This window comes from Flavobacterium sp. AJR, from assembly GCF_002156885.1.
In the GTDB taxonomy this organism is placed as follows: domain Bacteria; phylum Bacteroidota; class Bacteroidia; order Flavobacteriales; family Flavobacteriaceae; genus Flavobacterium.
The window spans coordinates 78,170-89,815 of record NZ_NCWQ01000001.1; the positions used below are offsets into that span (position 1 = coordinate 78,170).

Annotated in this window: 8 protein-coding genes and 1 tRNA gene; all 9 read left to right on the forward strand. The window is 32.7% G+C overall.

Going from position 1 to position 11,646, the window contains the following annotated elements; all coding sequences use genetic code 11:
- The first annotated feature begins 174 nt into the window (after window positions 1-174).
- A complete protein-coding gene (gene murC, locus B8T70_RS00390; RefSeq protein WP_039114489.1) occupies window positions 175-1,524 on the forward strand; it encodes a UDP-N-acetylmuramate--L-alanine ligase in 1,350 nt (449 codons plus the stop codon).
- Window positions 1,511-2,233, forward strand: coding sequence for a cell division protein FtsQ/DivIB (locus B8T70_RS00395; RefSeq protein ID WP_039114490.1), 723 nt, complete (start codon window positions 1,511-1,513; stop codon window positions 2,231-2,233). Before murC ends, B8T70_RS00395 begins: the two co-directional genes overlap by 14 nt.
- Before the next feature lie 6 nt (window positions 2,234-2,239).
- Window positions 2,240-3,622, forward strand: a complete 1,383-nt coding sequence (ftsA, locus tag B8T70_RS00400; RefSeq protein WP_039118455.1) for a cell division protein FtsA — start codon at window positions 2,240-2,242, stop codon at window positions 3,620-3,622.
- Window positions 3,623-3,673: 51 nt separating this feature from the next.
- Complete coding sequence (gene ftsZ, locus B8T70_RS00405) at window positions 3,674-5,632, forward strand: cell division protein FtsZ (protein WP_039114493.1); 1,959 nt, start codon at window positions 3,674-3,676, stop codon at window positions 5,630-5,632.
- A gap of 224 nt (window positions 5,633-5,856) precedes the next feature.
- Window positions 5,857-6,306 carry a GatB/YqeY domain-containing protein gene (locus B8T70_RS00410; RefSeq protein WP_086893535.1) on the forward strand — a complete coding sequence of 150 codons (450 nt, stop codon included), beginning with the start codon at window positions 5,857-5,859 and terminating at the stop codon, window positions 6,304-6,306.
- A 78-nt stretch (window positions 6,307-6,384) separates the two neighbouring features.
- Window positions 6,385-6,458: transfer RNA gene (locus B8T70_RS00415), tRNA-Arg, on the forward strand.
- A gap of 364 nt (window positions 6,459-6,822) precedes the next feature.
- Window positions 6,823-7,356 (forward strand): hypothetical protein, encoded by a 534-nt coding sequence (locus B8T70_RS00420; protein ID WP_086893536.1) that lies wholly within the window; start codon window positions 6,823-6,825, stop codon window positions 7,354-7,356.
- A 138-nt stretch (window positions 7,357-7,494) separates the two neighbouring features.
- Window positions 7,495-8,280: a hypothetical protein gene (locus B8T70_RS00425; protein WP_086893537.1), complete on the forward strand. Its 786-nt coding sequence runs from the start codon at window positions 7,495-7,497 to the stop codon at window positions 8,278-8,280.
- An 820-nt stretch (window positions 8,281-9,100) separates the two neighbouring features.
- The coding region (locus B8T70_RS00430; RefSeq protein ID WP_133059412.1) for an MBG domain-containing protein at window positions 9,101-11,646 on the forward strand (2,546 nt) is incomplete at its 3' end.

Below are 11,646 nucleotides of genomic sequence, written 5' to 3' on the forward strand. Positions count from 1 at the left end.
TTTTTTATTTATTGTATTGATTGGTGTAGCATATTATTTAGATTATAAAAAAAATAAAAAATATTTCAATAAATCAATAAAAAATTTAGGCTCATTAATAGTTATAATTTTGGCTATTTATGTTTTTTCAGAATTGATTAATATGATTTTAGAATAATTTACAAATAATAAGAAATGAATTTAAACCAAATACAGAACGTCTATTTTATAGGAATTGGAGGCATCGGAATGAGTGCTCTGGCTCGTTATTTCAAGAACATTGGAAAACAAGTTTCAGGTTACGACAAGACACCTTCAATGCTTACAAGTGAACTTATCGAAAGTGGGATTAATATTCATTTTGAAGATAATATCAGTTTAATTCCAAGTGATTATTTTGTAGAAAATACACTAGTAATTATAACGCCAGCAGTTCCAACTAAACATTCGGAGTGGAATTACTTTTTAGAAAGAAATTATCAGGTTAAGAAAAGAGCTGAAGTTTTAGGAATCATTACTCAGGGTACTTTTAGTTTTGCTGTAGCAGGAACACATGGTAAAACAACAACATCTAGTATTTTAGGACATATTCTTTACGAAAGTGGAGCTGATGTTACTGCTTTTGTAGGTGGAATTGTTGAGAATTATAATTCGAACTTAATAGGAAACGGAAAAACGGTTACTGTTGTCGAAGCTGATGAATTTGATCGTTCGTTCTTGCATTTACACCCAAATATTGCTTGTATCACATCTATGGATGCGGATCATTTGGATATTTACGGAACAAGTGAAGCTATTGAAGAGTCTTTTGTAGAATTTGCTTCAAAAGTTGAAGATAAAAACAATCTTTTTATAACCAAAGAATTGCCTCTGGAGGGAGTTCAATGTGCTATAAATGAAGATGCTCCGTTTAAAGCGTTTAATGTAAGAATTGCTAAAGGGAGCTATATTTTTGATGTACAAACACCATCAGAAACAATTAAAGATTTACATTTTGGTTTGCCAGGAAAGCATAATTTAATGAATGCGTTAATGGCTATTGCAATGGCAAAAACATACGGAACATCAACCAATGCAATTGCAAAAGCTTTGGCTTCATTTAAAGGAATAAGAAGACGTTTTTCTTATCAGATAAAAACAAATAATCTGGTTTATATAGATGATTACGCACATCATCCGACAGAGATAAATGCAGTTAATCAAGCGGTTAGAGAATTGTATCCGGGACAAAAAGTACTGGCTATATTTCAGCCACATTTATTTAGCAGAACAAGAGATTTTGTCGATGGTTTTGCCAAAAGTTTATCAGCATTTGATGAAGTGATTTTATTAGATATTTATCCAGCAAGAGAATTGCCGATGGAAGGAATTACATCGCAATGGTTAATGGATAAAATGAGTAATTCTAACAGGAAAATAGTTGCTAAAAATGATTTATTAGCATCAATTAAGGCTAGCGATGCAACCATAATTGTGACTATTGGAGCGGGTGATTTAGGAGAATTAGTACCGTCAATTAAAAACATTTTAAATGAAACTAATTAATTGGATAAATCTTCGTTTGGTACTCATGTTCGGAGTCGTTATTGTTTTATTTTCGTTTACTTCTCATAGAAATGGAGAGCGAAAATTAAAGAAATCGACCGTTGTTTTTGTAGGAGAAAACGCTATTTTTGTTAAGCCGGAGGCGGTTAATAAATTGTTAATAGAAAATGAAAAAGATGCTTCTAGCATTAAAAAAGAAGGGTTAGATTTGAATAAGATAGAGAAAGCCCTTAATACGCAAGAGATGATTGAAAAATCAGATGTATTTGTGAGTATTGATGGTATTCTAAAAGCAGTAGTAAAACAGAAGACGCCGATAGCCCGCATTATGAACGGGAATGAATCGTTTTATATTGATTACGAGGGTAGTAAAATGCCTTTGTCGGATAATTTTACAGCTAGAGTTCCTCTTGTTTCGGGGAGCTTAAATGAGAAAAATAACGAAGAATTAGCTACATTATTCCGCATGATTTTTGACGATGCATTTTTGAAAAAAAATATCATTGCGATTCAAATTATGCCTAATGGTAGCTTAAAAATGCTTAACAGAAATTTTAATTACGAGATAGATTTTGGCAGAACAATAAATGTTGAGCGAAAATTTAATAATTATAAAGCCTTTTTTCAAAAGGCAGTTTTGGATAGCTCGTTATACAAATACAAAAGGATAGATCTTAGGTTTACGGAACAAGTAGTTTGCACAAAATAATAGATAATGGGAAAAGATAATATTGCAGTAGGTCTAGATATTGGTACAACCAAAATTGTTGCCATGATAGGTAAGAAGAATGAATATGGTAAGCTTGAGATCCTGGGAATAGGAAAATCAAAAAGCTTAGGTGTTGCGAGAGGTGTTGTAAACAATATTACTCAAACAATACAATCTATTCAGCAAGCGATACATGAAGCGGAGAATAATTCGGGTTACAAGATTAAAGATGTAGTTGTAGGTATAGCAGGACAGCATATTCGCAGTATCCAGCATACAGACTACATTAGCAGAACCAATCCTGAAGAGGTAATTGGCGAGAATGACATCCAGCTTTTAATAGATCAGGTTAATAAACTTGCGATGTTACCAGGTGAAGAAATAATTCACGTTTTACCACAGGAATTTAAAATTGATGGACAATCGGAGATTAAAGAACCGATTGGAATGTACGGAGGAAGATTAGAATCTAGTTTTCACGTTGTAGTTGGACAAGCTTCATCTATAAGAAACGTTGGAAGATGTATTCAGAGTTCAGGAATAGAATTGTCAGGCTTAACATTAGAGCCATTGGCTTCTGCAGATGCAGTATTGAGTCAGGAAGAAAAAGAAGCAGGAGTAGCACTTATTGATATAGGTGGCGGTACAACAGATTTAGCAATTTTTAAAGACGGAATCATTCGTCATACAGCTGTAATTCCTTTTGGAGGAAATGTAATTACAGATGATATAAAAGAAGGTTGTTCGATTATTGAGAAACAAGCTGAATTATTGAAAATTAAATTTGGATCTGCATGGCCAGGTGAAAACAAAGACAATGAAATTGTTTCGATTCCGGGATTAAGAGGAAGAGAGCCAAAAGAAATTTCTTTGAAGAATTTATCAAAAATAATTCACGCTCGTGTAGTCGAAATCGTAGATCAGGTTTTTACAGAAGTAAAAGCTTATGGACATGAAGATCCTCGTAAAAAATTAATTGCAGGAATTGTTCTTACAGGTGGTGGAGCTCAACTAAAACACATTAAGCAATTAGTAGAGTACATTACAGGAATGGATACCAGAATTGGTTACCCAAATGAGCATTTGGCAGGGAATTCTAACGAAGAAATCTCAAGTCCTTTATATGCTACAGCTGTTGGTTTAGTAATGAACAGCATTGAAAATAGAACTCAAAGTGCCGTAAGATTGGACGTTATAGAACAACCAAAGGCACCAGTACATAGAGCTCCGGTACAACAGCAACACTATGAGGTTGAAGAATCTTATGTAGAAACTGTTGAAGAAGTGAAGAAAGTAGTTAAGGAAGAATCGACTGAAACAAAAATAAGAAGATCCTTTTTTGACCGCTATGTCGATAAAATCAAAGATTTTTTAGACAACGCTGAATAAGCGATTTGAAATAATACAAGAATTAATATTTAATATCAAAAAACCAAAAATATGATGGGCAACTCAGAATTTGGAAGCATTTCATTTGATTTACCAAAGAATCAATCAAATGTAATAAAAGTTATCGGTGTAGGAGGTGGAGGTAGTAATGCCATAAACCATATGTTTAAACAAGGAATTAAAGGAGTAGATTTTATCGTTTGTAATACAGATTCACAAGCGCTACAAAATAGTTCCGTGCCTAATAAAATTCAGTTAGGGGTTAACTTGACAGAAGGTTTAGGAGCAGGTGCCAATCCAGATGTAGGACAGCAATCGGCTATCGAAAGTATTGCAGACATCGAGAAGATGTTGGATCGCAATACCAAGATGGTATTTATTACTGCAGGAATGGGTGGAGGTACCGGTACAGGTGCTGCGCCAGTAATTGCACAATTATCCAAGGAAAGAGAGATTCTTACAGTTGGAATCGTTACTATTCCGTTTCTTTTTGAAGGTAAAGTACGTCAGGAGCAAGCGCTTTTGGGTATCGAAAAGTTACGTAAGCAAGTCGATTCATTAATTGTAATTAATAATAATAAGTTAAGAGAAGTTTACGGAAATCTTGGTTTTAAAGCAGGATTCTCTAAAGCTGATGAAGTTTTGGCAACAGCCTCAAGAGGTATTGCTGAAGTTATTACGCATCACTATACTCAGAATATCGATTTACGTGACGCTAAAACAGTATTGTCTAATAGTGGAACTGCTATAATGGGATCATCTACTGCATCTGGAGAAAACAGAGCAAAAGATGCTATTATTTCGGCATTAGATTCTCCATTGTTAAATGACAATAAAATTACGGGAGCTAAAAACGTATTGTTGCTTATCGTTTCAGGTTCTAACGAGATTACTCTTGATGAAATTGGAGAGATCAATGATCATATCCAGGTAGAAGCAGGTTTTAACGCTAATATCATTATGGGGGTTGGTGAAGACGAAACTCTTGGTGATGCTATTGCTGTTACAATTATTGCGACTGGTTTTGATGTTGAACAACAAAATGAAATCGTAAATACAGAGCCTAAAAAAATTATCCATACGCTAGAAGATGAGCAAAGAAGTGTTCATAATTTAACGAATAAAACAGTTACTTCTTTTGATTTGAATGCTGAAACACCTTCAACACCAAAACCAGAAGAAAAAATAGTTTTTGAATTAATCGATGATACTCCTGCACCTACAGCAGTTGCACCGATTGTTCAAACTCCAGTGATTAACGAAGATGAATTAGTTGTAATGTCTGAATTTATTAAAAATTTAGATGTGACTTTTGAAATCGTTTCTCCAATTACAGATATTGATTTTACTATTTCAGCTCCTGAAGTTGCCCCTGTAAGAGCTGTTCAACATAGAATCGTAGAAAAAGAAGAGCAAACTACTTTTTCTTTTGACTTACCTCTTTTTAGAACTGAGCCAGAAGTTAAAGCTCCGCCAGTAGTAGAAGATACAAGAGTTTTATTTGAATTATCAAATGAAACACGTGATATTAAAGTAAATCAGCCAGTTCAGTTTGTTCCAGTTACAGAACTTTCGGATAAAGGTATTATCAAATATTCTTTGGAAGAGTATATGGAGCTTGAAAATGATTTTACTTCATCTAAACCTGTTGAAAAGGTAATTGAAGAAGTTATTCCAGAAGAGCTTAATATTACAGTTCACCAAAGAGCGGTTGCTCCGGAAACTAATTTTTCTGCAGAGGTATCTCCGATGGAATTAACTATCGAAGAAACATTACGTTTGAGAGCTGACGAAAGAAGAAAGAAATTAAAAGAATTTAATTATAAGTTCCATAATAACGTTTCTAGAGTTGAAGAATTAGAGAAAGAGCCAGCCTATAAAAGATTAGGTATTGATCTTTCTAACAGTTCACAGAACAACACAAATTCTAGAATCTCTGTAGGAACAGATAGTAATAATGATTTACAGTTGCGTTCTAACAATTCATTTTTGCACGACAACGTAGATTAATACGATAAAATCAAAATGAGGTAACCCGAAAATTGAATTTAATTTTCGGGTTATTTTTTTTATCTTCGCACAGAATTAGAAATTTGACTTCTTTCATAGACTTTTAAAGTGAATTTTATTATCAGTTCGAGTCCTTCGGCTTTGTTCAGGATAAATAAGGAGAGAACAAATTTTAAATAAATATATAAATCTATAAGCCTGGCTTATAAAAAAATAAAACTGAGATGAGTTTACAAACATTAATCATGGACGAAATTAAAACCGCCATGAGAGCAAAAGATACTGTTGCATTAGAAGCTTTAAGAGCAATTAAATCAGAAATGTTATTGGCTGCTACAGCTACAGGATCTAAAGAAGAATTAACGGAAGATGATGAAATTAAATTGCTTCAGAGACTAGTTAAAACTCGTAAAGAGAGCGCTAGAATTTTTACAGAGCAAAATCGTCCAGATTTAGCCGAGCCAGAATTAGCTCAGATTGCTGTAATCGAGAAATTCTTGCCTGCACAATTAAGCGAAGAAGAAGTAGAGGCAGTTATTGTAAAAATCATTGCAGAAACTGGAGCTTCTGGAATTGCTTCAATGGGTAAAGTAATGGGATTAGCATCTGCTCAATTGGGTGGAACTGCTGAAGGAAAAACCATTTCGACTATTGTGAAGAAATTATTAGTATAAAAAATCCAAAAAATAAATTCCAAATTCCAAACTTAAAATTGGAATTTGGAATTTAAAAAATTGAATTTTAAATATTTTGACCGCGTAGTTCAACTGGATAGAATATCAGATTTCGACTCTGAGGGTTGTAGGTTCGAACCCTACCGTGGTCACAAGAAAATTAAAAAGCCTGTAAAATCAATATTTTACAGGCTTTTTATGGTTTGAAAAATTCCGTCAAGTTTTTACTTTTTTGTAAGTTCAAGGTTCATAAGCCTTTTTTGATTCAAATCCCGTCAAGGATTTAAATTCTCAAATTTATCCTTTATGGATTAAAGTTAATTCTTATATTCGTTTCAGGTTTTTTGTTTGTGGAACCATTGGTTTTAATAAAGTTTTTATTGCGATAAATTTTAGCTTTCTAATTTTTTTGGGCTTAAAACCCTCAGTTTTTAGTTCAAAAATGTAATTTAATAAAGATTGTTCTATTCTTTGCAGACAACGAAATGATAACAAGAAAAATTAAAGATTAGAAAAATGAAAATAATAAAGCAAATTACTTTTATCTCTTTTTTGTTAGTACTATTAAGCTGTACAAAATCTCGTGGATACGAAACAATTGATGAATTGTATATAGCTAGTTTTAAAGCCATTAAATCCAAAGACAAAAAGGGAATCACTGAGTTTGTTTCGGATATGATACCAGATAAAAACACGGCCAAATATATGGAAAGCAATGAATGTGTGTATAGAGGATTTCCACGTGTAATGAAAGAACATCCATATGTCATTGATAGTGCAATTGTTGAATTCACAGATTATTATATGAATCTCGCATCATCGCTTGAAAAACGATATGGAAATTTGGATAATTTGAGATTCATTGGTTTTGAAAGAGCTATTTCACCTGAGCCATTAAATGAATCGGAATGCGAATGTGAAGATATTTTGTTTGAAGAACCATGGGGGATTTTTGTTTCGGAAAACAATAAAGATACTCTCCGATTTAATATTGGTGAAGTACTAAAAGTGGATGGAAAATGGAAAGTATTTACAGAGCCTAAAATTTAGTAAACAAAGATAAATCTGAACGATCTATGCATTTTTAGCCTCTTAATCACTAACTTGTTTCTTTTTTATTATAGTAATAAATTGAAGTTTGTATTGTGTTAATTGCCCAAATATGAAGTCAGAAATTTAAACAAAAGAATGAAAAACATTTATACTGCACTTCTTATTTCAATTTTATTTTCTTTCTTAAAATGTAATGCTCAAAATCATAGTTCGTTAATTAGTGAATACCGTCATGTCAGCGGCAAACATGTTATAAAAGTTAATTATGAGTATGATAATAAGAATAGATTAATAAAGGAAATTTCGAATAGTTATGATATAAATGAGCTAAGAGAATTGAAAAATCTAAATGAAGCTGAAGCACAAATAGTAAGTTATGATTATTATCAGGACAGTATAGTTAATAATCGAAATGGTGTTTGGTGTAAGATCGTTTTAAACGAGAGCAATCTATTTGAAAAAGAGGTTACTGTTAATGAGTTTTCCAAAACAAAGGCACTCACAAACCGTTTGATAAATACGTATAATACAGATGGCTTTTTAATAAAAAAAGTAATCTTCAATGATTATATAACGTATAACTCTTCCTCGACATACGAGTATGAATACTTGAACGGGAATTTGGCAAAGGAGACTACAACTAACCGAAGTGTGAACCCAGATGGAGCAGTATGGGAAAATTCCGGTGTTCTCGAGTATGAGTATTTTGACGACAAACTCAATTCATTAACCAATAGTAATTTTGGCAAGGCATATTTAGGGAAATCAAGTAAAAATTTAGTTAAAAAACTAAAAAATAATAACGGTTATGTCGCCTATTATGAATATGAATTTGATCAGAAGGGAAATGTGACCAAAAGAACTTTTATCAGAATTGCAGATGGGGTAAAAATGGATGAAGAACATTATAAATATTATTAACTATAATTAAGTCTGCATATCTGCATACGAGTAAGTATTAAAATCTTCCAGCTGTCGTTCTCTATACTCGTATACCTATGCGTTAACTAAAAATATAGACAAATTTAAGTGATATTTTCGGTAAGAAATTCATTTAAAATTCTCAAATCTTCATATAAACGGTTCGAATTCTGTACCGTCAAGGTCACAAAAAAGGTAAAATACATAATGTATTTTACCTTTTTTTTTGAATATATGAATTATCACATGTTCTCTTTATGAGTCTTAATTGGTAATCATTGGAACTCAAAGCTTATCATTTTTACCTCTTTTATTCAATTTTAGAATCTACTTTGCGCTATCTATTTGATTAGATTATCATTGAAGTGCAATATTTGAGCATTTTTTATTTTTTAAAGATTATACTTGTTTATATTTTTAAAATAACACAAGATTTCTTATAAATATCTTTATTTGTCAGTTTAAAAACTTTTGAAAGTAAAAACAGATCTTAATTACTGCAATATTTGAATAATATAATAGCGCTAACTCTCATGGTTGGCTAACTCGCCAACTTATAATTGCAATAATTTTACAATCAGGATATTATGTTTTTGGGGTTGTTTTTTTGTAAAATTCCTACTTGCTTAAAGTGTTTTTTGAGAATTTTAAAATTAATGTTTAGTGAGTTATGTGCGATTGTTTTTAAAGAGTTGTATTGGTCTTTAAAATTAAAAAAAAGAGTGATAAATAAATGAATTTAAAAAATTAAAAAGATGAAATAGAAAATTAGCAAAAATGAATAAAAACTTAAAAAAAAACGAACAGAAATAAAATAAAAATGAACAAAAATTTACTTATAGTATTAGCCATTCTTTTATTTAATATAGGATATGGCCAAGATCTAAAAACATGGACAGGAGCCCAGAGCACTGCATGGGATGATGATGCAAATTGGGCGCCTGAAGGAATGCCGACATTTGACAATGATATATTAATATCAAACGGACCTAATGTGCTATATCAGCCGATAATATCTATCCCAGGAATTACTTGCGGTACTCTTACGTTGCAAAATTCAACTCCAGGTAGTATTGTTGTTTTGACAGTTAAGGGGTTAGGTGGATTGACTACTGCATCAATAATTATGAATAGTAGCGTAGCTACCAGCAAGTGTAGTTTAAATATCGGCTCAACTGTAACTGTAAAAGGTGATGTTAAAATGAATGGAACTGCGCTTCAAAATGATGTGACTTTTTCCGGAGATGGAAATTTACTAATTGGAGGAATGATGACTGGAGGTTCTTTAAATACTGGTACTGTATCAGATCAAAAAGGAACTGTAACTTATAATGGTACAACAACACGATCTGTTGGTGCATATAGTTATCATAATCTAACGCTTTCTGGTAGTGGTGTAAGAACAATTGGTTCTGGAGTAATTGTAAATGGTACGCTAACTATGACTGGTTCTGCTACAGCTTCTGCTGCGCCAGTTTATGGTGATAATGCAGCTTTAAGGTACAATAGTGTATCGAATCAGACAGTTGGACCGGAGTGGGTTACTCCCTTTGTTTCGAAAGGTGGGGTTCAGATTTCTACTATTGCTCCAAAAGTAGTCACTATAGGTGATAATTTAGAGAAGAAATTTGATAAAGGAGTGTCGCTTATCATAGATTCAGAAGCTTCATTAGTAGTTGGTAACAACAGTAATATGTATTTCTCGGGTAATTTTATGAACAGCGAAGGGTCATTAATAACTGATGGATATGTTTATTTGACAGGTACAAGCAATCAAAATATTGGTGGTTTTGTATCTACAAAGGGAGTTGTTATGAGCAAAACTGCTGGAACAGCTACTTTTACAGCTAATGTTAAGGCAGAAGAATTAACAATTGACGGTATAGGTGGGGCACTTAATCTTGGAAAAAATTTGACTCATACATTTACTAAATGGATTAGAACCCAAGGAACATTAAACGGAGGTTCAAGTATTTTAAAAATTTCAGGAGATGTTGTAGGTAACGGAAGTAATTTTGTACCAGGAACTGGTACTGTAGAATTTAATGGAGAAGCTCAAAATTTAGGATCAGGATCCATAACTTATAATAATTTGGTATTATCAGGAACTGGAGTTAAAACATTTGGTGCTAAAACTACAATAAATGATACTTTTTCTATAGCGACTGGAGTAGTTGCTGATCTTACAGCTGGTTTCGTGCATACAGCTAAAAGTATAAAACTTGGTGGCAATGCAGGATCTGGTGGATCATGGGGAAGCTCACTTTCAAACGCAGTGAATAAAAATAATGTTTATTTTACTTCTAATAGTGGTATCGTAAATGTTGGACCAACAATAGTAGTAAGTACAAATAGCTTACCAGCATTAACGACAATTTATGGCACACCATCAGTATCAAAAAACTTTGATATAACAGGTATCGCAATGCTTGAAGGAATTGTAGTTACGCCATCTTCAGAGTTTGAAGTAAGTACAGATGGAATTACTTTTGCTAATACACTTACTCTTGGAGCGACTGGTAATATTGCGCAATCAAAGATTTATGTTCGATTAAAAGCGACAACTGCAGCAGGAAGTTATTCTTCTGGAAATATTGCTTTAACGAGTAATGGTACAACTACGGTAAATATACCAATAGCGACAAGTACTGTAGATAAAGCAGAATTAACTATCAAAGCAGAGAACAAGGAAAAAGCTTATGGATCAGACAATCCAGTTTTAACAGTAAGTTATGATGGATTTGTAAATGGAGAGACTGTAGCGATTTTAATTAAACTACCTACAATTACAACTACGGCAGTTAAAGGAAGTGTAGCAGGAACAACTTATCCAATCACTGCTACTGGAGCAGAGGCATTGAATTATAAGTTTAAATATGAGCCGATAAATGGATCATTAACTATTACTCCTGTAGCTTTAACTATTACAACAAATGATAATAGTAAAGTTTACGGATCTCAGAATCCAGTTTTAACAGTAAGTTATGATGGTTTTGTGCCTGGTGAAACTGAAGCGAATTTAACCGCAAAGCCTACAATTGCTACTACAGCAGTTACAGGAAGCCCAGTAGGAAAATATGAAATTACAGCTACTGGAGCGGCTTCATCAAATTATAAAATTATATATGTTAATAAAGGATCATTAACTATTACTCCTGCGGCTTTAACTATTACAACAAATGATAATAGTAAAGTTTACGGATCTCAGAATCCAGTTTTAACAGTAAGTTATGATGGTTTTGTGCCTGGTGAAACTGAAGCGAATTTAACCGCAAAGCCTACAATTGCTACTACAGCAGTTACAGGAAGCCCCGTAGGAAAATATGAAATTACAGCTACTGGAGCGGCTTCATTAAATTATAAAAT